Source organism: Pseudazoarcus sp. NS34, from assembly GCF_059703725.1.
The window spans coordinates 355,679-377,708 of the sequence record NZ_BAAKIZ010000003.1 but is presented as its reverse complement, the minus strand read 5'-3'; the positions used below and the strand labels follow the sequence as shown (position 1 = coordinate 377,708).

Annotated in this window: 18 protein-coding genes; all 18 read left to right on the top strand. The window is 65.3% G+C overall.

What is annotated here, in order from left to right; translation table 11 throughout:
• Positions 1 to 2 precede the first annotated feature (2 nt).
• Positions 3 to 1,391 (top strand): chain length determinant protein EpsF, encoded by a 1,389-nt coding sequence (epsF, locus tag AC6H0N_RS11940; protein WP_497574332.1) that lies wholly within the window; start codon positions 3 to 5, stop codon positions 1,389 to 1,391.
• 10 nt (positions 1,392 to 1,401) lie between these two features.
• Positions 1,402 to 2,262 (top strand): chain length determinant protein tyrosine kinase EpsG, encoded by an 861-nt coding sequence (gene epsG, locus AC6H0N_RS11935; RefSeq protein ID WP_497574331.1) that lies wholly within the window; start codon positions 1,402 to 1,404, stop codon positions 2,260 to 2,262.
• Positions 2,263 to 2,322: 60 nt separating this feature from the next.
• Positions 2,323 to 3,171, top strand: coding sequence for a glycosyltransferase family 2 protein (locus tag AC6H0N_RS11930; protein WP_497574330.1), 849 nt, complete (start codon positions 2,323 to 2,325; stop codon positions 3,169 to 3,171).
• A gap of 169 nt (positions 3,172 to 3,340) precedes the next feature.
• A complete protein-coding gene (locus AC6H0N_RS11925) occupies positions 3,341 to 4,387 on the top strand; it encodes a glycosyltransferase (protein ID WP_497574329.1) in 1,047 nt (348 codons plus the stop codon).
• A complete protein-coding gene (locus AC6H0N_RS11920) occupies positions 4,384 to 5,868 on the top strand; it encodes a lipopolysaccharide biosynthesis protein (protein ID WP_497574328.1) in 1,485 nt (494 codons plus the stop codon). Before AC6H0N_RS11925 ends, AC6H0N_RS11920 begins: the two co-directional genes overlap by 4 nt.
• Before the next feature lie 48 nt (positions 5,869 to 5,916).
• Positions 5,917 to 6,438, top strand: coding sequence for a hypothetical protein (locus tag AC6H0N_RS11915; RefSeq protein ID WP_497574327.1), 522 nt, complete (start codon positions 5,917 to 5,919; stop codon positions 6,436 to 6,438).
• Between the two features lie 64 nt (positions 6,439 to 6,502).
• On the top strand, positions 6,503 to 7,939 hold the full coding sequence (locus AC6H0N_RS11910) for an O-antigen ligase family protein (protein WP_497574326.1): 1,437 nt from the start codon (positions 6,503 to 6,505) through the stop codon (positions 7,937 to 7,939).
• Positions 7,940 to 8,007: 68 nt separating this feature from the next.
• Positions 8,008 to 9,402, top strand: coding sequence for an Atrophin-1 multi-domain protein (locus AC6H0N_RS11905; RefSeq protein ID WP_497574325.1), 1,395 nt, complete (start codon positions 8,008 to 8,010; stop codon positions 9,400 to 9,402).
• Between the two features lie 199 nt (positions 9,403 to 9,601).
• Positions 9,602 to 11,086, top strand: coding sequence for an O-antigen ligase family protein (locus tag AC6H0N_RS11900; protein ID WP_497574324.1), 1,485 nt, complete (start codon positions 9,602 to 9,604; stop codon positions 11,084 to 11,086).
• A gap of 135 nt (positions 11,087 to 11,221) precedes the next feature.
• The gene (locus AC6H0N_RS11895) at positions 11,222 to 11,752 is read left to right on the top strand and encodes a serine acetyltransferase (protein ID WP_497574323.1); all 531 of its coding nucleotides are present in this window, start codon (positions 11,222 to 11,224) and stop codon (positions 11,750 to 11,752) included.
• A complete protein-coding gene (locus tag AC6H0N_RS11890; RefSeq protein WP_497574322.1) occupies positions 11,749 to 13,017 on the top strand; it encodes a glycosyltransferase family 4 protein in 1,269 nt (422 codons plus the stop codon). The genes AC6H0N_RS11895 and AC6H0N_RS11890 overlap by 4 nt, the downstream gene beginning before the upstream one ends.
• Entirely contained in the window at positions 13,017 to 14,210 is a 1,194-nt protein-coding gene (locus tag AC6H0N_RS11885; protein ID WP_497574598.1) for a glycosyltransferase family 2 protein, read from the top strand. Before AC6H0N_RS11890 ends, AC6H0N_RS11885 begins: the two co-directional genes overlap by 1 nt.
• Before the next feature lie 22 nt (positions 14,211 to 14,232).
• Positions 14,233 to 15,318, top strand: coding sequence for a WecB/TagA/CpsF family glycosyltransferase (locus tag AC6H0N_RS11880; protein WP_497574321.1), 1,086 nt, complete (start codon positions 14,233 to 14,235; stop codon positions 15,316 to 15,318).
• A 63-nt stretch (positions 15,319 to 15,381) separates the two neighbouring features.
• Positions 15,382 to 16,419 carry an SGNH/GDSL hydrolase family protein gene (locus AC6H0N_RS11875; RefSeq protein WP_497574320.1) on the top strand — a complete coding sequence of 346 codons (1,038 nt, stop codon included), beginning with the start codon at positions 15,382 to 15,384 and terminating at the stop codon, positions 16,417 to 16,419.
• Between the two features lie 3 nt (positions 16,420 to 16,422).
• Positions 16,423 to 17,844 carry an MBOAT family O-acyltransferase gene (locus AC6H0N_RS11870; protein WP_497574319.1) on the top strand — a complete coding sequence of 474 codons (1,422 nt, stop codon included), beginning with the start codon at positions 16,423 to 16,425 and terminating at the stop codon, positions 17,842 to 17,844.
• 116 nt (positions 17,845 to 17,960) lie between these two features.
• Complete coding sequence (locus AC6H0N_RS11865; protein WP_497574318.1) at positions 17,961 to 19,289, top strand: UDP-glucose dehydrogenase family protein; 1,329 nt, start codon at positions 17,961 to 17,963, stop codon at positions 19,287 to 19,289.
• Positions 19,289 to 20,737, top strand: coding sequence for a mannose-1-phosphate guanylyltransferase/mannose-6-phosphate isomerase (locus tag AC6H0N_RS11860; RefSeq protein ID WP_497574597.1), 1,449 nt, complete (start codon positions 19,289 to 19,291; stop codon positions 20,735 to 20,737). Before AC6H0N_RS11865 ends, AC6H0N_RS11860 begins: the two co-directional genes overlap by 1 nt.
• 125 nt (positions 20,738 to 20,862) lie before the next feature.
• Positions 20,863 to 21,966 (top strand): nucleotidyltransferase family protein, encoded by a 1,104-nt coding sequence (locus AC6H0N_RS11855; protein WP_497574317.1) that lies wholly within the window; start codon positions 20,863 to 20,865, stop codon positions 21,964 to 21,966.
• The last annotated feature ends 64 nt before the right edge of the window (positions 21,967 to 22,030 follow it).

Genomic DNA, 22,030 nt, shown 5'->3' with positions numbered 1-22,030 from the left:
CCATGCCCATTTCTCAGCTGCTATTGATACTCCATGCCCGTATGTGGCTCATCGCGACGATCGTTGTTGTCGTGGTTGCAAGCGCACTCGTGGCCAGTCTGTTGCTGCCGCCCAAGTACTCGGCCGAAACGGCGGTGATCGTCGACATCAAGTCGGCCGACCCGGTGGGCGGCGCGTTCATGCCGACGCAGATGGCCCCTGGCTATCTGGCCACCCAGGTCGACATCATCCGTTCCGACCGGGTTGCCCGGCGCGTGGTCGAAATGACCGGCATGCACGAGCTGCCGGCCGTGCAGGATCAGTGGCTTGAGGCCACCAATGGCGAAGGCGCGATCGAGGTCTGGCTGGCGGCCGCCTTGAAGAGCAAGGTCGAGGTCCGGCCGTCGCGCGACAGCAGCGTGATCACCATTGCCTACTCGGGTCGGGATCCGGCGTTCGCCGCCCGCATCGCCAACGCTTTTGCCCAGGCCTACATTGCGACGACGCTTGAGCTCAAGGTCGAGCCGGCGCGGGAGTACGCCGCGTGGTTCGATGAGCGCACGCGCAGCTTGCGCAACGATCTCGAACAGGCGCAAAGACGCTTGTCGGAATATGAGCAGGAGCACGGCATCGTGGCGACGGCCGGGCGTCTGGACCTCGAGACGGCGCGGCTCGTCGAGTTGTCCACACAGCTCATCGCGGCACAGGGGCAGGGCGCCGACAGCCGTTCGCGGCAGAGCCAGGCGGCAGCCGGCGAGGCTTTGCCCGAAGTGATGCAGAACCCGCTGATTTCCAATCTCAAGGGTGAGCTCGCCAAGAAGGAAGCCGAGCGACGTCAGCTGGCCGGACGGGTCGGCCCGAATCACCCTGAACTGGGGCGCATCAATGCCGAAATCGCTTCCATGCGCGAGCGGCTGTCCGAAGAAATCCAGCGCATCGCGCGTTCCATCAACACCTCCAGCCTGATCAGCACCGCGAATGAAGCTGAGATTTCGGCTGCAGTGAAGGAGCAGCACGCCCGCGTCCTCGAACTGAAATCCCACCGCGATCAGATCGCCGTGCTGCAGCGCGACGTCGAGAGTGCGCAGCGCACCCACGATCTGGTTTCCCAGCGCCTTGCCCAGACCAGCCTCGAGAGCCAGAGCCAGCAGACCAATGTCTCGGTGCTCACCGAGGCATCGCCCCCGCTGTATGCCGCCGGGCCGCGCAAGCTTCTGATCCTGGCGCTCGCCGGCATCGTTGGCGGTCTGCTTGGCGTTGCCGCTGCATTGCTGCTCGAGTTTCGTGATCCGCGCCTGCGCCGTCCGGCCGAACTGGCCACGCTGTCCGGCGCACCTCTTCTTGGCGTAATCCCCGATTCCGACCGCCCCGGCGGTTCAGGTTCGCGGACTTCCTATCCGGTTCCAGCGTGAGGTCAACACCATGAATGCTCCCAATAACCCTCCTCTGGCCCGGCGTTCGATCGGGGCGATCCTGATCGATTCCGGCCGATTGCAGCCGGCGGATGCCGAACGCATCCTGCGGGTGCAGCGTCAGCAGAGCATGCGCTTTGGCGATGCCGCGATTCAGTTGGGCCTGCTGGCCGATACCGACATCAAGTTTGCCTTGTCGCGGCAGTTTGACTACCCCTATCTGCAGCCGGGCGAGAACCGCGTATCGCAGTCGGTGGTTGCCGCCTATGAACCCTTCTCGCCGAAAGTGGAGGCCCTGCGGGCGCTGCGCTGCCAGCTCATGCTGCGCTGGTTTCGCGAAGCGGCCACGCCCAACACCCTGGCGATCATCAGCCCCGAGGCGGGCGAGGGGCGGTCATGGCTGGCGGCCAACCTGGCAGTCGTCTTCTCGCAACTGGGCGAGCGCACCTTGCTGATCGACGCTGATCTGCGCAATCCCAGTCAGCACCTGCGCTTTGGGCTCGACGAACAATTCGGTTTGTCCTCCATCCTCGCCGGACGCGTCGAACGGGCCACCGTGCAGCGCATTCCGGAGTTCGTCGATCTGTCCGTGCTGCCCGCAGGAGCGGTCCCGCCCAACCCGCAGGAACTGCTGTCGCGACCGCTGTTGCAGCGTCTGCTCACCGAGCTCGCCGGCGCCTACGACGTGATCATCATCGACACCTCTCCGGCCTCCCAGTACGCCGACATGCAGGCGGTCGCCGCCGTGGCGCGCGGGGGCTTGATGGTTGCGCGGCAGAACGTCAGCCGGTCGAGCGCCTTGCGCGACTGCGCCGACGCGCTGCGTTGCGCCAACGCGAGCCTGGTCGGAACGGTGATGAATGCCCATTGACCGTGCCCCGCGCGCCGCTTCGGCTGCGCAGGGGTTCAACGAAATTCAGACGAGTGCAACATGCTGATCACTGTTTACATGCCTACCAAGAACCGGGCGGACATGGTGCAGGACGCCATCGAATCGGTGCTGCGGCAGACCTACGTCAATTTCGAGCTGATCGTGGTCGACGACGGTTCGGAAGACCACACGGCCAGTGTGCTGCGCAATGCCAGCGCGCGGGATGCACGCATCCGGGTCATCACCAATCGCACTTCGGTGGGCGGCGCAGCCGCGCGGAACCTGGCGATCCAGGATGCGCAGGGCGATTTCATCACCGGGCTCGACGACGACGATGTGTTCACCCCGAATCGCCTCGAGGCCTTTGTTGACGCCTGGCAGGCCCATGTCCTGATGTCCAGCGAACTGCCTTCCTGCCTGTACTCGCAGCTCAATGTTGTCGAGTACGGAAAGATCACCCATCGCACGCAGAAGCCGGACATGGCGAGCTTCGAAGACATGTTTGCCGGGAATGTCGTGGGCAATCAGATCTTTGCGCCGAGACGGCATTTCATCGAAGCAGGGCTGTTCAACCCGGCGCTGCCGGCGTGGCAGGACCTGGAGTTCTTCATGCGCGTCTTGAAGACTTTCGGCCCGGGTCGGCTGGTGGACAAGGCGACCTACAACTTCGAGAACTCGCCGCGGCAGGACCGCATCTCGCAGAAGAGCGAAGAGAAGATGCGCACGGCGTTCGAGATCGTGCGGGAGGCCCACGCCAGCGGCGATAGCCGTCTGACGCAGCAGCTCTACCTGCAGCTATTCGCCCGGCTGTATGGCATCCGCCCGACCGCCCGCGACTACGTGGACTTTGTCCGGCTCGGGGTGTGGCTGCCCGGTCTGCTGCGCATGACGCGCGCGAGTGTCGGTTGAGCGATGGCGGCGCGGCGCGCGGGAAAAGTCCCGCAGCCGCGCGTTCGCTCGATGACATGAAAGTTTGGGGCTTGCCCGTTCACGGCCTGCGTGGTCGTTTCGGGTTCCTGCGTATTTCAGCAAGTTCGTTAATGCAATCAGCGCGTCTGGTTCCAATCGGAGATGAAGCATGACCTCAGCGGTAGGTATCCGGCCGGATGTGCAGCCCCAGATCGTGGTGCTGCAATCGTTGCGGCCGCATACCCGCAACGACAATCCGTATCTCAAGCAACTGGTACGTGCCATCGAACCGCATGCCGAGGTCGAGTTCTTCTCGTGGAAAAAGGCGATCTTCGGTCGCTACGACGTGTTCCACGTGCATTGGCCGGAGTTTCTGCTGCGCGAGCAGGGCCGCAACCGGCTGCTTCAGTACCTGTTGTTTGCCGCGTTCATGCTGCGTTTGACGATCTCGGGCATCCCGGTGGCCCGAACCCTGCACAACCTGGAGCCGCATGAGGGTGCCAGTGCCATGGAGCGGCGTCTGCTGCGCATGCTGGACCGTCGCACCAAGATGTGGATCCGCATCAACGAGACAACGCCGGCGCTTCCGCCGCAAGCCACCACCATCCTGCACGGCCACTACCGTGACTGGTTTTCCGGTTTTGCCGTCCCCCCGAGCGTGCCGGGCCGATTGCTGTATTTCGGCCTGATCCGGCCCTACAAGGGCATTGAGGGGCTGCTTGAAGGATTCCGCTCGGTCGAAGCGTGGCGCTCGGCGGGCATGACGCTGCGCATCGTCGGCCACCCCTCCACGCCGAAGATGCGCGAGAAGATCGAGGCGGCCACGCAAGCCGACAAACGCATCGACGCCTTGCTCGACTACGTCGACGACGAAACCCTGGCTGAGGAAATCGGCAAGGCCGAAATCGTCGTTCTGCCCTTCCTCAAGATGCACAACTCCGGTTCCTTGTTGCTGGCGCTGTCGCTCAACCGACCCGTGCTGGTGCCGCGTAACGAGGCCAACGAGGCGCTGGCCGATGAAGTCGGGCCGGGCTGGATCTACATGTACGAGGGTGAGCTGTGCGAAAACTCGCTGCTGTCCACCCTCCAGCGGGTTGGCTGCGATCAGCGTGCGCCCACGCCGGATCTGTCGCGTCGCAACTGGGCCGAGGCCGGGGCGAATCATTGCCGCGCCTATCTCTCGGTGCTGCGCGGCTACGCGACGGAGGAAGCATGAGCAACCCTGCCGCCACCGACAAGGATGTCGTCATGCCGCCGAGCAGGCCCCTGGGCAAGCTGGCGGCGCGCGGCGCCCTGGTCACAATGGGCGGGCAGGGGCTCAAGATCCTGCTGCAGTTCGGCGGCATCATCATCCTGGCCCGACTGCTCTCTCCCGGCGACTACGGTCTGCTGGCCATGGTCGTTGCCGTGGTCGGTATCGGTGAGGTGCTGCGTGATTTCGGGCTCTCGTCGGCGGCCATTCAGGCCAGCAGCGTATCGCCCGCCCAGCGCAGCAACCTGTTCTGGATCAACAGCGGCATCGGTCTGGCGCTTTCGGCCACGGTCGTTGCCGGCGCGCCGTGGATCGCGCTCTTCTACGACCAGCCCTTGCTTGAGCCGATCGCCCAGGCGCTGGCGGTGACCTTTCTGCTCAACGGTCTGGCCACCCAGTTTCGCGCGCAGCTCAACCGCGACATGCGCTTCGGGCGCCTGGCCATCGTGGAGATCGCTGCGCAGGCCGTTGGTCTGGTGGCGGGCGTGGTGCTGGCGCTGGAGGGTTACGGCTACTGGGCGCTGGTTGCGCAGCAGGTCAGCCATGCGCTGGCGATGCTCATCCTGTTCGCAGTGCTCTCTGGCTGGTGGCCGGGTCTGCCGCGCCGCTGCGCCGGCATGGGCGCGTTCCTGCGCTATGGCTGGAACCTGATGCTGACGCAGCTCATCGGCTATGCGAGCCGCAACGTCGATGCGCTGGTCATCGGCCAGCGTTTCGGTGCGGAATCGCTCGGCCTGTACAACCGTGCGTATCAGGTCCTGATGCTGCCGCTGAATCAGATCAACGCCCCGGCAACCACCATTGCACTGCCGGTGCTGTCGCGTCTGCACGCCGAGCCGGCGCGCTACAACGCCTTTCTGCTGCACGGCCAGACGGCCCTGCTGCACGTCGTCATCGGCGTGTTTGCGTTCGCCTGCGCGCTGGCTGAGCCGCTGATTCTGCTTGTGCTTGGTCCGCAGTGGGCGGGGGCCGTGCCGATCTTCCAGATCCTTGCCGTGGGCGGCGCCTTTCAGGCCGCCAGCTACGCGACGTACTGGGTCTTTCTGTCGAAGGGGCTGACCGGTTCGCAGCTGCGCTACGTGATGGTGACGCGCGTGGTGATCATCGCGGCGATCCTGTTCGGTGCGCTGTGGGGCGTCTTCGGCGTGGCAGTGGCCTACGCCGCCGGCCTCGGCTTCAAATGGCTGCTGGGGCTGTACTGGATACGCGAATCGGGCGCGCCGGCCGGCGGCATGTTGCGCAACGGCCTGCTGCTGCTGGCTGCCTACACGCTGTGTGGCGCGGCCTCGGCGCTGGCGGTCGCGCAGTTCGAGGTGTCGATGCTGGCGAGCATTGCGCTCGGCGCGGTCACCATGCTCGCCACCTTTGGCCTGCTGTGTGTCGTCTGGCCAGCGTTTCGCGCAAGTGTGGCGGCGGTGATCCGCAGCCGCGCGCTGCTGCGCTAGGTGGGTGCATGCGGTGGAGACGCGAATCCAATGAGCGGAGAGTTTTGCATGAGCCAGCAGGTGGCTGGAGCCGACGTGACGAGCATTGCCTGTTCGGTGTTGCGCGGACGGGGGGCGGCGACGTGCGTGCGCGCTGCGGAAATCGAGCATGTCAGCGCACTCAAGGGCGTCACGCTGGTCAGCGGTTCGCTGAATCTCGTGTCGCTCCAGCCCACCTGGCTGAGGCTGGAGAGTGCCTTCTTCGCTGCCGGCGAGCATCACTACTGGGACGCCGAGATCAACGGCGTGCCGGTGATCCTCAACCGCTGGCGCGGCTGTCCGGCCCATGTGTACGAAGTGTTCTCGGCGGTACATCTGCGCAGCACGCTGGCGCTGGGCGACGACAGCCCCGTCACGCTGTCGCTGCCGCGCGAGCATGTGGACGCCACACGCAGCGGAGCGCTCGGCAACCTGCTGGTCTGGTACGCGCTGTGGCGCTGGCGGGAACGGCTGTATTACGCCGGCGAGCGGTACCTGGGGCTGCTGCGCCATCGCTACGTGCGCCGCTGCACATCGCGGGCGTTCCAATGAACGCCGCCCGATGCCTGCGCGCCAAAGCGCCGCGCCCAGAGGCCAGCCTTGTGGAGGCAGGCCGATGATCAACGCCTTGTCCGGATATGGCGAACGCCTCCGCGCCGGTGAGTGGCTGCCCCTGCTGACCTGCCTGGCCGTGGCGGTTCTGGTGGGCGCGGCGATTCCCGTGTACAGCCTGGCGATGGGCGAGAGCATCGCCAAGCTGCTGGTACTGCCCGCCGCGCTGGCGCTGCTGTTCCTGCTGATCTTCAACCGCTTCCTGCTGCTGACGCTGATCCTGCTGTTTCGCGCGTCGGGCGACGTGGTGTTTGAAACCACGCGCTTTGCGATCGGCGGCTACGCCATCGGGGTTGGCGGGCTGATCAATGCCTGCGTGTGCCTCATCGCGGTGTTGATCGTCATGCAGCACAAGGACCGCATCAACTGGCCGGGCGCCAAGATCTGGCTACCGTTCCTGTGCGTGTTCTACGCCGGCGTGCTGTATTCGCCGGTGCCGGGCGACGCGATCCGGCTGGCGCTGGCGATTTCTTCGTATTTCGCGGTGTTCATGTCGGCGTACTTCTACGTGCATTCGGTGGACGACCTGGGCAAGTGCTTCCGCATCGTGCTGTGGTCGTCGGTGATCCCGGTGCTGTATGCCTTTGTCGACTTCGCGATGAACCAGGGCGCGCTGGGCCTGCATGGCTTCCGCCTGCAGAGCACCTTCACGCACCCCAATATTCTGGCCTTCTACCTGACCCTGGTCATCGCGGTGGTGCTGTACGCGGTGAAGTCCGAGCGTTTCCAGCTCACGCCGGCCAGGCGCAACGCGCTGTGGGCCTACATGGTCCTGCTCGTCGGGCTGCTGCTGATGACCAAGACGCGCAGTGCCTGGGTGGCCTGCTTCGCGATGTTCGTGATGTACGCGCTGCTGTTCGAGCGGCGCTATCTGATCTACCTGACGCTGGCGGGGGTTGCCGCGCTGTTCGTGCCGGCGGTGCAGGAGCGCTTGCTCGACCTCGGCGCAAGCAACCCATTCGACCCCTATGCGCGACTCAACTCCTTCGCCTGGCGGCAGCTCATCTGGGAAGACGGGCTGAGCTGGATGGAACCGCTGCGATACGTCTTCGGCTACGGCGTGAGCGGCTTCCTGCACCACTCCACGAGCTTCTTCTCGATGTCGGGTGGCACCCGCTTCGGCGCACACAACGTGTACGTGCAGCTGTTCTTCGACCTGGGCGCCATCGGGCTGGGCGCCTACCTGGCGCTGTTGCTGGGGCTGTTTCGATCGATCTGCCGTGTGGCCGTGGAAGACCGCCTGGCGGCGTTTGTCGCGGCGGCGCTGATCGTGCAGTACGCCATCATTTCGGGCTCGGACAACATGCTCAGCTATCTCGCATACAACTGGTACGTGTGGTTCATCACCGGTGCGGCTGTCGCCGTGGTGGCCAAGCGAGCGCAGACCGCGCAAACAGACGCCGTGGGCGTCTCCAAGGAATCCATCGTCCAACAACCCTGAAGGAGATCGGAGGTCATATGTCTGTTTCAAAGGTGCAGCATTCCGGAGTCTTTCCCGGAGCCGTTTTCATGCGAGTTGCGGGGGCCCGCCTTGGGCTGACCCTCGCACTGGTCGTCGGCGCAGCGTCTGCCGCACAGGCGGTGGACGGCGAGTTCGGTAGCGTCGAGCGGCCGTTCTCGCCGAAATCTCCGTGGAACAGCAAGCCGGTCAATCCGCGTTTCGGGAGTTTCGTCATCCCGACCTCCGATTACGTCCCCGCCATTGCCCAGGGCAAATGGTCCACCGGGGTGTTCGAGGCCATGCCGGATGATCCGCCGGTAACCGTGCAGGGGCTGCCCAACTCCAAGGGGCTGTGGCAGCCGGACGCGGAGGTCTACGGCAATGTGCCCGTTCCGCGCTGGCCGGATGACGTCACGCCGGCTAGCGGCGCCGACGGCCATGCGGACATCGTTGATCCGCAGACGGGGATCATTCACTCGTTCTGGAAGCTCAGGCAGGTCGACGGTGCCTGGGTGGCCGCGCAGTACGCCTGGGCCGAGCTCGGCGGGCGCGGCTGGGGCGACCCCGCCCACTATTTCAAGGGTGCGCGGGCAGCGGCGGTGCCGACGATGGCCGGCCTGATCCGCAAGAACGAAATCAACGACGGCGAGAGCATGTATCACCACGCGCTCGCGATGTCGCTCACCTTCAACGGCCTTGCCGCCGATCCCGCCTACATCTTCCCGGCTACCTCGGCAGACAGCGACGCCGTGAAGAACACCGGCGCCATACCCGAGGGCGCGCTGTTGATGCTGCCGCCGTCGTTCGATACCCAGACCATCCGCAACCCGGCGGTGCGCAAGGTCGCCGAGACGCTGAAGACCTACGGCGCCTATGTGGTTGATCGCAATCACGGCACGCCCTACGTCATCTACGTGGAGAACGGATCGGACTTCAATCTGCATCGCGGTGGCTGGAACTCCGTTGCTGCGGCTGACCTCGAGCGCATCCGTGCAGGCCTGCGTCAGGTGGTCGAGACCGACGGCTGGATTGACGGCGAGGGCAACCAGTTCCAGCGGGACGAGCGTCTCAACCTGCTGTCGATGCGTGGCCCGTGGACGGTGCCCAAGGGAAGTCGCGCCGGCGTATTCAACAGCTGGCGGCAAGAAGTGGTGTTTCCGCCCGGCGCCAGCCGCGTGGCGCAGACCAATGCCAGCGGCCGCAGCATGCAACCCGTCAAGTGGGCCGTGCCCGTGCCCGGAGCCTCGTACCAGGTGCGTTCCCGCACCACCGGCGGCGGGCTCTTCCGCCTGCGTCTGGTGAATGTGAGCGGCGGCGCCACGGTGTTTGACAGCGGCCAGCTGGCCGACGGCCAAACGGCGAATTTCGTCTGGCCCCAAGGCACGGTCCGCCCGGTACTGCATGCCATCAGCGGCGACTCGGGCGTGTCGTCAGTGGCCGGGGAGCTGGTGCGTGTGGATTGAGGCGCCAGCCGGCGACATGGCAGCCGCGCAGCCCGATTGCGCGGCCAGCGAGCCCGCGCCGATCGGGCCGGAGCCGCGCAAGCGCGCTCGTCCGGCGGTCGGTCGGGCGCTGGCCTGGGCAGCATTGTCATGCGGGTGAACGCTATCTGGGGCTGCTGCGCCGTCGCAGTGTCCGGCGCTACACATGGAGGGCTTTTGTATGAGCTTCGTGCGCGTCCGATTCTTCCAGCCGAGAGCTCGGGGCGCCTGCGCTTCTGGCGGGGCCTGGTCAGACTGGGCCCAGCACAGCCGCTCGAGCGGCCTGCTGGCGGTGCTCAGCTGCCTCGCCGTGGCTGTGCTGGTGGGCGCTGCGATCCCTGCCTACAGCATTGCCATGGGGGACAGCGTGTCCCGGCTGCTGGTGCTGCCCGCCGCGCTGGCGCTGCTGTTCCTGCTGATCTTCAACCGCTTCCTGTTGCTGACACTGATCCTGCTGCTTCGCGCATCGGGCGACGTGGCATTCGAGACCACGCGTTTTGCCCTCGGTGGCTACGCCATCGGGGTCGGCGGGCTGGTCAATGCCTGCGTGTGCCTCATCGCGCTGCTCACCGTCGTCGAGAACAGGGACAGGATCAACTGGCCGGGAGTGAAGATCTGGCTGCCGTTTCTCTGCGTCTTCCTGGCGGGCGTCGCGTATGCGCCGGCGCCGGGCGAGGCCATCCGCGCGGCGCTGGCAATCTGCTCGTATTTCGCGGTGTTCATGGCGGCGTATTTCTACGTGCACTCGGTGGACGATCTGGGCAAGTGCTTCCGGCTCGTGCTGTGGTCGTCGGTCATTCCGGTGCTGTATGGCGTTGTCGAGTTCGCGCTGAATCAAGGCGCAACGGGCCTGCATGGCCTGCGCCTGCGCAGCACCTTCACGCACCCCAACATCTTCGCGTTCTATCTGATTCTGGTCATTGCGGTGGTGCTCTACGCGGTGAAGTCCGAGCGCTTCCGGGTGAGTCCGGCCACGCGCAGCGTGCTGTGGGCCTACATGATCACGCTCGCCGGCCTGCTGCTGATGACCAAGACGCGCAGTGCCTGGGTGGCCTGCTTTGCGATGTTCGTGCTGTACGGGCTGCTGTTCGAACGGCGCTACCTCGTCTATCTGACGCTGGCAGGGGTCGCCGCGCTGTTCGTGCCGGCAGTGCAGGAGCGCTTGCTCGATCTGGGTGGCGGCAACCCCTTCGACCCGTACGCGCGGCTCAATTCATTCGCCTGGCGGCAGCTCATCTGGGAAGACGGGCTGCACTGGATGGAGCCGCTGCGCTATGCCTTCGGCTACGGCGTGAGCGCCTTCCGGCACTACTCGCCGAGCTTCTTCTCGATGTCGGGCGGCAACCACTTCGATGCCCACAACGTGTACGTGCAGTTGTTCTTCGACCTGGGAATCGTCGGGCTGCTCGCGTATCTCGCGCTGCTGTTGGGGCTGTATCGCGCCATCCGTCGCATGGCTTCGGAAGACCGGCTGGGCGCGTTTGTCGCGGCGGCGCTGATCGTGCAGTACGCCATCATTTCGGGCGCCGACAACATGCTCAGTTACCTCGCATACAACTGGTACGTGTGGTTCATCACGGGCGCCGCGGTGGCGGTAGTGGCGCGGCGAGCAGCCGCGCAAGCGGATGCCGTGCCCGCTCCCGGCTACCCCGTTGTTCAACCTTGAAGGAGATCGAGACTTCCATGTTTGTTGCTGCAACAAAGCTTGCCGGATCCGTTGAAGCCGCTTACTCGCGCGGCCCGTTTGAGGGGGAAGCGCTGCGTGTCGACTAAGGCGCAGGCAAACGAGGCGCAAGCCGCCATGCCCGATCGTCCGGACGGCGAGTCCGACTGGCAGGCCGATCTGCGTCGCTACGGATTGCGCAGGCCCTTCCTCAAGGAGCAGTCGGTGTGGGCCGTCGCGGTGTACCGCTACGGACGTCACGTCGAGCGCCTGCCGCAGGGCTTGCGCCGCAGGCTGCAGACGCCGCTCTACTGGTTGGCCCAGCGCGTGGTGGAAACGGCCACCGGCATCGGCCTGCCCAAGTCGGCGGTGATCGGCCCGGGGCTGCGCATCTGGCACTTCGGCGGCATCTTTCTGCACCCGGATGTGGTGATCGGCGCGAACTGCACGCTCAGGCAAGGCGTGACCATCGGCAACCGCTACGAAGACGGCCCGGTGCCGGTAATTGGTGACAACGTCGAATTCGGCGCCTACGCGCAGGTGCTGGGCGGGGTGCGCATCGGCAACAACTGCCGGATCGGGGCAATGTCGGTGGTGTTGCGCGACGTGCCCGACGGCGCGACCGCAGTCGGCTCGCCGGCGCGAATCATTCAGGGTGAGCAGACATGAAGAACGAAAGAATCGAGCTTGCGCAGGCGCTGCCGGTGCGCGTTGCGTACCTGGTGAATCAGTATCCCAAGGTCAGCCACAGCTTCATCCGCCGCGAAATTCTTGCGGTGGAGGAGCAGGGCGTCGAGGTGCTGCGCTTTTCCGTGCGCGGATGGGACGCGGACGTGGTCGACCCTGAGGACGAGCGTGAGCAGGCCAAAACGCGATACGTGCTGAAAGACGGCATGCGCGGTCTCGCGTCGGCGGTGTTGGCGCGGCTGGTGCGCAGCCCGCGGCGCTTCGGGCAGGCCCTGAAGCAGGCCTTCGTCATGAGCCGGGGCGGCGACCGACCCTTGCCGTACCACATGATTTATCTGGCCGAAGCCTGCCGCATAGCGACCTGGCTGGAAGACGGCGAAGTGCAGCACCTGCACGCGCACTTCGGCACCAACTCGGCCGAGGTGGCGCAGCTGGCCAGCCTGCTGTCGGGCGTGCCGTTCAGTTTCACCGTGCACGGGTCGGAGGAGTTTGATCGGCCGCTGGCCTTGCACCTGGGCGACAAGGTGGCGCACGCGAGCTTCGTCGTTGCGATTACGTCGTATTGCAGAAGCCAGCTTTTCCGCTGGGCCGACATCTCGCACTGGCACAAGGTGACGGTGGTGCATTGCGGCCTTGAGCGCTCGTTTCATGAAGTGCCGGCAGTGCCGATGCCGACAGCGCCACGCCTGGTCTGCGTCGGCCGGTTGTGCGAGCAGAAGGGCCAGTTGATGTTGCTCGACGCGGCCGCAACGCTGGCGCGCGACGGGGTGGATTTCGAGCTGGTGCTGGCCGGCGACGGTGAAATGCGCCCGCAGCTCGAAGAGCGGATCGCGGCATTCGGCTTGCGTGACAGGGTCCGGATCACCGGCTGGATCAGCAGCGCTCAGGTGCGCGAGGAGCTGCTGGCGGCGCGGGCCCTGGTGCTTCCGAGCTTCGCCGAAGGCCTGCCGATCGTGATCATGGAAGCCATGGCGCTGCGCCGGCCGGTGATCACCACCTGGATTGCAGGCATCCCCGAACTGGTGCTCGACGGTGAGCATGGTTGGCTGCTTCCGGCTGGCAGTGAGGGCGATCTGGTGCGCGCCATGCGGGCGTGCCTTGAAGCGCCGGTCGCGCAGCTTGAAGAGATGGGCGAGCGCGGTCGTGAGCGGGTGCTCGCGCGTCATGACATCGAGCGCGAAGCCGTCAAGCTGGCGGCGCTGTTCCGCTCCCGCACGGCCGTCCCCGTTGCGGAGACCTACGCGTGATGCTGCTGCTCGAAGCCTTGCTGTATGTGGCGGCGACCGTGCTGCTGATCCCGGTGGCTGTGCTGCTGCTGCAGGTGGTTTGCGCGGTGCCGCGCCGGCCCTTGGGCGAGCCCGTGATGAGCCCGCGTCCGAGCCTGGCGGTGCTCATTCCGGCCCACGATGAAGCCGTGGGTCTGCCGCTCACCTTGCGCGCCCTCGCGCCGCAGCTGCAGGCCGGCGACCGCATCCTGGTGGTTGCCGACAACTGCACCGACGACACCGCTGCAGTGGCCCGCAGCGCTGGCGCCGAGGTGGTCGAGCGCCGCGACGCGGTGCTGCGCGGCAAGGGCTATGCGCTGGATTTCGGCGTGCGTCATCTTGCTGCAGATCCGCCCGACATCGTGGTGATCGTCGACGCCGACTGCATCGTGCTGCCCGGCGCGCTGGATCGCATTGCGCGCCTGAGCGGCGCCACCGGCCGGCCGGTACAGGCGCTGTATCTGATGAAGACTCCGCCGGGGGCCGGCCGCTTTGCGCGCATTGCCGAGTTCGCCTGGGTGGTGAGAAACCTCGCGCGGCCGCTCGGCTTTCTGCGCCTGGGGTTTCCGTGCCAGCTGACGGGCAGCGGCATGGCGTTTCCGTGGCAGCGCATCGCCAGCGCCCAGCTCGCCAGCGGCCACATCGTCGAAGACATGCAGATGGGCGTCGATCTGGCGCGCGCCGGCGCGGCTCCGCTGTTTTGCCCCGAAGCGGTGGTGGAGAGCTCTTTCCCTGTCAATCGCGCCGGCACCGACAGCCAGCGCAAGCGCTGGGAACACGGGCACCTCGGCATGATCACGGGCGCCGTGCCGCGCATGCTCGTCGAGGGCGTGAGCAAACGCCGGCCCGACGTGCTGGCGCTGGCGCTCGACCTGTGCGTGCCGCCGCTGGCGCTGCTGGTGATGCTGGTCGCAGCCACCTTTGTGGCGTCGGCGCTGGCGCTGCTGGCCGGAGCGGCTGCGGGGCCGTGGCTGCTGTCGAGCCTGATTCTGGCCATGCTGGTGCTGGCGGTCGGCATGGCCTGGGCGCGCTTCGGACGCGAGATCGTCGGTTTTTCAACGTTGCTGCTGGCCGTGGGCTATGCCCTACGCAAGGTGCCGCTGTATGTGGCGTTCATGGTGCGCCGTCAGGTCACCTGGGTCAGATCGAAAAGGGATGCCGAACATGCTGATTGAAACTCTTCCGGAACGTCCGCCGATGTCCCGCCAACTCGATCGGCCGGCGCAGTGGTTGCTCGGTCTGCCCTTCGACGCCGTGACGCTGGATGAGGCGGTGAAACGCATCGCCGTCGCGGTGAGGGAGCGCACGCCGCTTTTCCTGTCGACGCCCAACCTCAACTTCCTGATCGCCAGCCAGCGCGATCCGGCCTTCCAACGCTCGGTGCTCAACAGCGATCTGTCGGTGGCCGATGGCATGCCGATCCTGTGGATTGCGCGGCTGCTGGGCATTGCGCTGCCCGAGCGGGTGGCCGGCTCGGACATCTTCGAGGCGCTGATGCGCGGTGAGGCCGGCCCGATCAAGGTCTTTCTGTTCGGCGGTGAGGAGGGCGTGGCCGAGCAGGCCGCCGCCAACATCAACGAGGCCGGCGGGGCAGTGCACTGCGTGGGCCACCATTGCCCGGGTTTCGGCAGCCTCGACGACATGAGCGCGCCGGAGATCATCGAGCAGATCAACGCCTGCGAGCCGGACTTCGTGCTGGTCGCGCTCGGCGCCGCCAAGGGCCAGGCCTGGATCGAGCGCAACCGCGCGCAGCTGTCTGCGCCGGTCATCAGCCACCTCGGCGCGGTCATCAATTTCGCCGCCGGAACGGTCAGCCGGGCGCCGCGCTGGATGCAGAAGAGCGGTCTGGAATGGCTGTGGCGCATCAAGGAAGAGCCGAAGCTGGCACAGCGCTACCTGAAGGACGGCATTGCGCTGCTGCGGCTGGTTTTCGGCAATGTGTTGCCGCTGATGCTGCTGAACCGCCGCGCACGACGCGCTGCGCTGCATTCATGCTCGACCCTGGTCGAAGCCTCGGCCGGGCAGGTGACGGTGGATATCAGCGGGCACTGGGGCAGCTCTGCCCGGGCCGGCCTGATTCGCGCGCTGGGCGGCGTCGGTCGGCCCGACACCACGTGCCAGATCCGCATCGAGAAGCTGGATGGCGTGGATCCGTCCCTGCTCGGCCTGATCTATCTGATGACGCATGGAACGCCGGCGCCACGGGTGAAGGTCTGCGACACGGTGCGCAGATGGAACTGGTACCGGCTGAACAAGGCGGAAGCGCTGGTTGACGTGATCTAAGCCATGGCATTGCAGAGGAATACCGGTGCAGGGCAGGCACCGGATGGAAACGCACTGCGCTGCGTGGCAAAGGTCGTACTGCTCACGGTGCTGCTGCTCCTGACCATGGAGTTCGCACTCCAGGTCCGGTCGCACATTCGCCACGGCCAGAGCGTGTTCAATCTGTTCAACGATCAGACGCGCTATGTGTTCAACCCGACCATCGGCGTAAAGACCTTGCGACCCAGCAGCAATATGGCCGGCTCGAGCATCACCATCGACACCAACAGTGTGGGCCTGCGCAGCCCCGAGATCCCGTTCGAGCGGGCGCCGCACAGTTTCAGGATGGCGGTGGTCGGCGCGTCTTCGGTGATGGGCGAGATGGCGGCTTCGAACGATGCGACCTTTGCGTACATCCTCGAGCGCAAGCTGCGTTCGGACTATCCCGAGGCCCGCATCGACGTGATCAATGCCGGCATTGCGGGCCACCGGCTGGCCGACCAGCGGCGCATGATCGAATTCGCCGTGCTTGATTACGACCCGGACCTGATCGTCATGTACTCGGGCTTCAACGATTTCGCTGATTACTGCAGCCGCGATCCCGGCAGCACGAGGCAAGGCTTGCCGGCGCTGAAGATGCCCGACTGGGTGCTCAGCCTGGATGCCATCAAGCGTCACACGCGATTTCTCCGGCCCGCCGTGCAGAGCGTGGAAATCCTGCCGCCCGAGCAGGTGGATCTCGATCGATACCGCAACGAACTCGAACAGATTGCGGATCTGGCGCAAGCCCGGGGCGTGTCGCTGGTGCTGGTCACCAACGCCAAGGCCTATGGCCGTTCGCATACGCCCGAGGAGCAGCAACGCCTGGCCGGCGAACAGCTGCGCTTCACCCCGTGTTTCGATCTGGCCGGGATGCTGGAGCTGTACGACATCCACAACGAGGTGATCCGCGAGGCGGGCGAGCAGCACGGTTTCAGGGTGTTCGACCTCACCGAGGTGCTGCCGGCAGACCCGCGGTACTTCGTTGACGCTACGCATTTCAATCGCAAGGGCGAGGAGCAAGTGGCCCAGTACCTGCGCGACTTCCTGATCGCAAACGAGCTCGTGGTGTTCCGGGAGTAGCCGATGTCCTTTCAGTCCCTGCATTTCTTCGCGTTCCTGACCGTGGTGATTCTGCTCAATCATCGCCTGGCGGGGCATGCCGAAGCCCGCAAGAACATGCTGCTGCTGGCCAGTTACTACTTCTACATGTGCTGGGACTGGCGCTTTGCGCTGCTGGTGATGTTCGTCACGCTGGTGAATTTTGTCGCCGGGGCGGGCATCGGCGCGGCGCGCCACCAGGGCGAGCGCCGGGTGTGGCTGGGCGTCGCCCTGGTGGGTTCGCTGGGCGTGCTGGCGTATTTCAAGTACGCCAACTTCTTCATCGAGAGCGTGGCGGGCTTCGCACGATCACTCGGCTTCGAGGCCGACGTGCAGCTGCTGCAGATCGTGCTGCCGATCGGCATTTCGTTCTTCACCTTCCAGAGCCTGACCTACCCGCTCGACATCTACCGCGACAAGCAGCAGCCGACGCGCAGCCTGCGCGACTTCGCGCTGTTCGTGGCGTTTTTCCCGACGCTGCTGTCGGGGCCGATCACCCGCGCCAACCAGTTCCTGCCGCAGCTGACGCGCCCCTTCGTGCCGCGCGACGAGTCCTACCGCGAGGGCTTTCTGCTGATGATTCGCGGCTTCGTGAAGAAAATCGTGTTCGCCGATGTGCTGGCGGTGCAGTTGGTGAATCCGGCGTTTGGCGCTCCGGCCGAGCATTCGACGCTGTTTCTGATGATTGCCGTGTACGCCTACAGCTTTCAGATCTACATGGATCTGTCCGCCTACACGGATATCGCGCGCGGCGCCGCCAAGATGCTCGGCTTCGATCTCATCGAGAACTTCAATCGGCCGTATCTTGCAACCAGCGTGTCGAACTTCTGGCAACGCTGGCACATCTCGATGTCGAGCTTCTTTCGTGACTATCTGTATTTCGGGGTGGGGGGCTCGCGCCACGGCAATGTCTACCTGAACCTCTACATCACCTTCGTCGCCATCGGCTTCTGGCACGGCGCAGGCTGGAACTTCCTGCTCTACGGTTTCCTGCACGGTTCACTGGTGGCCTTCGAGCGCTGGCAGCGCACGCGAAAGGCGGCGGACGCCAGCGCGCCTGCGTCCACCCACGCGGTGTGGATGCACGTGTTGTTGATCGTGGCGGTGTTCCACTTCGTGGCTTTCTCGCGCGTGCTGTTCCGGGCGCCGGATCTGGAGCAGGCCGGTCAGTACATGCTGCAGATACTGACGTCGCCTCTGGCTGTGGAGGCGTTGCCGGTTCTCGGGCTGGCGGTGCTGGCCGCGGCAGTTGTCCTGCATTTGCTGCCACGAGGGCTTTATCTCGTGTGGGGACAGCGCTTCATGCAGTTGCCGGCGACGCTTCAGGCGGGTGCTCTGGCGGCCACTTTCTATGGGCTGGTTGCGGTGTCGCCGGGCGTTTCGGGTTTCATCTATTTTCAATTCTGAGGGCTCAGGTCATTCTGGCGTTGCACTCATTTCGTATGGTGTGTCGGGCGATGTCATTGATGCTTCATCGGGCGGCGTGCATTTGATTCCTGAATTACTTTTGGTGATGTGAAGCTATGAAAATTTCGGTCATTGGTACCGGTTATGTCGGCCTGGTTTCTGGAGCATGTCTGGCCGACATGGGCAATGATGTGCTGTGTGTGGACGTCGACCCGGAGAAGATCCGCATTCTCGAAGAAGGCGGCATTCCCATTCACGAGCCCGGGCTGCTCGAATTGGTGCGCAAGAATGTCGAGGCCGGGCGCTTGTCATTCACCACCGATGTGGCACAGGGCGCGCTTCACGGCACCATCCAGTTCATTGCAGTGGGTACGCCGCCCGACGAGGACGGCTCGGCCGATCTGCAGTACGTCGTGGCCGCCGCGCGCAATATCGGCAAGCACATGGACGGCTACCGGGTGATCGTCGACAAGTCGACGGTGCCGGTTGGTACGGCCGATCGCGTCAGGGCCGCGGTGACCGAGGAGCTCATGGCGCGCGGCCGCGAGCAGGTCTTCAGCGTGGTGTCGAACCCGGAGTTCCTGAAGGAAGGCGCGGCTGTCGAGGATTTCATGCGGCCGGACCGCATCGTCGTCGGCGCCGAGGAAGAGCGCGCCATCGAGCTGATGCGCCAGCTCTACGCACCGTTCCAGCGCAGCCACGAACGCGTGGTGTTCATGGACGTGCGCTCGGCCGAACTGACCAAATACGCGGCCAACGCGATGCTGGCCACGCGGATCAGTTTCATGAACGAACTGGCCAATCTTGCCGAGGTGCTGGGCGCCGACATCGAGCTGGTGCGTCAGGGCATCGGCAGCGATCCGCGCATCGGCCGGCATTTTCTGTATGCGGGCTGCGGCTATGGCGGCTCGTGCTTTCCGAAGGACGTGAAAGCCCTGATCAAGACCGCCGGCGAACACGGGCAGGATCTGCAGGTGCTGCAGGCGGTGGAGCGCGCCAATGAGCGGCAGAAATGCGTGCTCATCGACAAGATTGTGGCGCGCTTCGGCGAGGATCTTTCGGGCAAGCGCTTCGCGCTGTGGGGCCTGGCCTTCAAACCCGATACCGACGACATGCGTGACGCCCCGAGCCGCGTGCTCATTACCGAACTGTTCAAGCGCGGCGCCACGGTGGCTGCCTACGATCCCGTCGCCATGCAGGAGAGCGAGCGCATCTTCGGCGATGAGCCGGGCCTGAGCTACGGCGGACGGCCGAAAAGCGTGCTCGACGACGCCGACGCGCTGGTGATTGCCACAGAATGGAAGGAATTCCGCAGCCCTGATTTCGAAGCCATCCGGACGCGCCTGAAGCAAGCCGTGATCTTCGACGGCAGAAACATGTACGACCCGGCGCAACTGCGCGCGCTGGGCATCGAATATCACGCAATCGGCAGGGGCAAATCATGATCACCGTTCGCAGCGTCATTCTCTCGGGAGGATCGGGTACCCGGCTGTGGCCGGCCTCGCGGGAAGCCTACCCAAAGCAGTTGCTGCCTTTGACCGGCGAACGTTCGTTGCTGCAGGAGACGGCCTTGCGCCTGGTCGGCCTGCAAGGCGCGGTGGTCGATCCGCGCCCGCTGCTGGTGAGCAATGAGGAATGCCGTTTTCTCGTTGCCGAGCAACTGCGCGAAATCGGCATCCGTGCGCCGCAGATCGTGCTCGAACCCGAGGGCCGCAATACCGCGCCTGCGCTGACCCTGGCGGCGCTGGCGGCCATGGAGGACGGCGATGATCCGGTGTTGCTGGTGATGCCGGCCGACCACGTCGTCGGCGACCTGCCGGCGTTTCGCCAGGCGATCGAAGTCGGTGCGGGCCAGGCCAACGCGGGCCGGCTGGTGACCTTCGGCATCGTTCCCGATCGCCCCGAGACGGGCTACGGCTACATCCGGGCTGGCCAGGACGACACCGCAGAGGGCGCCAAGGATCTCGAAGAGTTCGTCGAGAAGCCCGACGCCGAGACGGCCGCACGCTATGTCGAGAGCGGCGCGTATTTCTGGAACAGCGGCATCTTCATGATGCGCGCCTCGGTGTGGCTCCAGGCGCTCACGCACTTCCGCCCGGATATCGCCAGCGCTTGCCGTGAAGCCTTCGAGCAGCGTCAGGTGGATGCCGATTTCCTGCGTGTGGGCGCGGCGGCATTTGCTGCCTGCCCGTCCGATTCGATCGACTACGCGGTGATGGAAAAGCTCAAGTCCGTGCCCGAGCTGGGGCAGGGCGTGGTCGTGCCGCTGGCGGCCGGCTGGTCCGATGTCGGCGCGTGGGATTCGCTGTGGGCAGTGTCCGACAAGGACGCCGACGGCAACGCCACGCAGGGCGAAGTCATGCTCGAAGCGAGCCGTAACACGCTGGTGCACGCCGGCCATCGGCTGGTGGCTGCGCTGGGTTGCGAAGACATGGTGATCGTCGAGACCGCCGACGCCGTGATGGTGGCGCGCAAGGACTGCACGCAGGACGTGAAGAAGCTCGTCGCGCGCCTCAAGGCGGAAGGCCGGCAACTCACGCAGACCCACCGCAAGGTCTATCGCCCCTGGGGTTCGTACGATTCCATCGACTACGGCGAGCGCTTCCAGGTCAAACGCATCGTCGTGAACCCCTGCGCTTCGCTGAGCCTGCAGATGCACCACCACCGCGCCGAACACTGGATCGTGGTGCGCGGCACCGCCGAGGTGACTTGCGGCGACAAGACCTTCCTGCTCGGCGAGAACGAGTCGACCTACATCCCGCTCGGGCAAACCCACCGCCTGGCCAACCCCGGCAAGGTTCCGCTGGAACTCATCGAGGTGCAGTCGGGCGCGTATCTGGGCGAGGACGACATTGTCCGTTTCGAGGATACCTACGGACGGGTCGCCGGCTGAATAGCTTGGGCAGGCGCCGCCGTGCGGTGAGCCGGCGGCGGCCGTCCAGCATGCGGGGCCGGTCGGGCTCCGCATGAGAATTCTGTTTTGAAACTGATGGCGCGCGAGCGCGAGGGAGATTGAATATGGCGAAGGCAATGATTCTGGCAGCGGGGCAGGGGACGCGCGTCAGACCGCTCACAAAGAACATGCCCAAGCCGATGGCGCCCATTCTCGGCAAGCCGGTGCTGGAGTATCTGATCGAGCACCTGGAGCGCTACGGCATCCGCGAGATCATGATCAACGTGGCCTACAACCACTACAAGATCGAGAACTACTTCGGCGACGGCCACCGCTGGGGCGTGGACATCGGCTACTCCTACGAAGGGGTGCGCGAGCACGGCGAAATCGTGCCGAAGCCCTTGGGGTCGGCCGGTGGCATGCGCAAGATCCAGGATTTTGGCGGCTTCTTCGACGAGACCACGCTGGTGATCTGCGGCGACGCCATCATCGATCTCGATATCCGCGCCGCGCTCGACGAACATCACATGAAGAAGGCCATGGCCAGCGTCGTGACGCTGGAGGTGCCGCGCGATCAGGTCAGCAACTACGGCATCGTCGTGACCGACGACAAGGGGCAGGTCCGCTCCTTCCAGGAAAAGCCCAAGCCCGAGGATGCCAAGTCCACGCTGGCGAGCACCGGCATCTACATTCTGGAGCCGGAAGTGATCGATCTGGTGCCGCCGGGCCAGCAGTTCGACATCGGCAGTGAGCTGTTTCCGCTGCTGGTCGAGAAGGAGCTGCCGTTCTACGCCCAGACGCGTTTCTTCAACTGGATCGACATCGGTCGCCTGTCGGACTACTGGGCGGTGCTGCAGCGCGTGTTGCGGGGTGAAGTGGCGCAGATGGACATGCCCGGAAAAGAGGTCAAGCCGGGCGTGCGGTTGGGGCTCAACACCTCAATCGACTGGGAGAGCGTGCAGGTGGTGGGGCCGGTGTATATCGGCTCCAACGTGCGCATCGAACCCGGCGTGTCGGTGATCGGCCCGACCTGGATCGGCCACGGCAGCCACCTGCGTGCGGGGGCCCGGGTGGAGCAGAGCATCCTGTTCGAACACACCCGCGTCGGCGAGGGGCAGGTCTTCAAGGAGAAGATCCTGTCGCCGCAGTATTGCGTCGACCGCTCCGGCAAGACGCTGTACGTAGGCGACGACAACACCGCCCTGCGCTGGGGCGACGCGCGCGGCTGAGTTCTCCGCGGATCGCGTGATAAGCATTCGGGCCGCTGGCGACAGCGGCCCGTTTTCGTGGGCG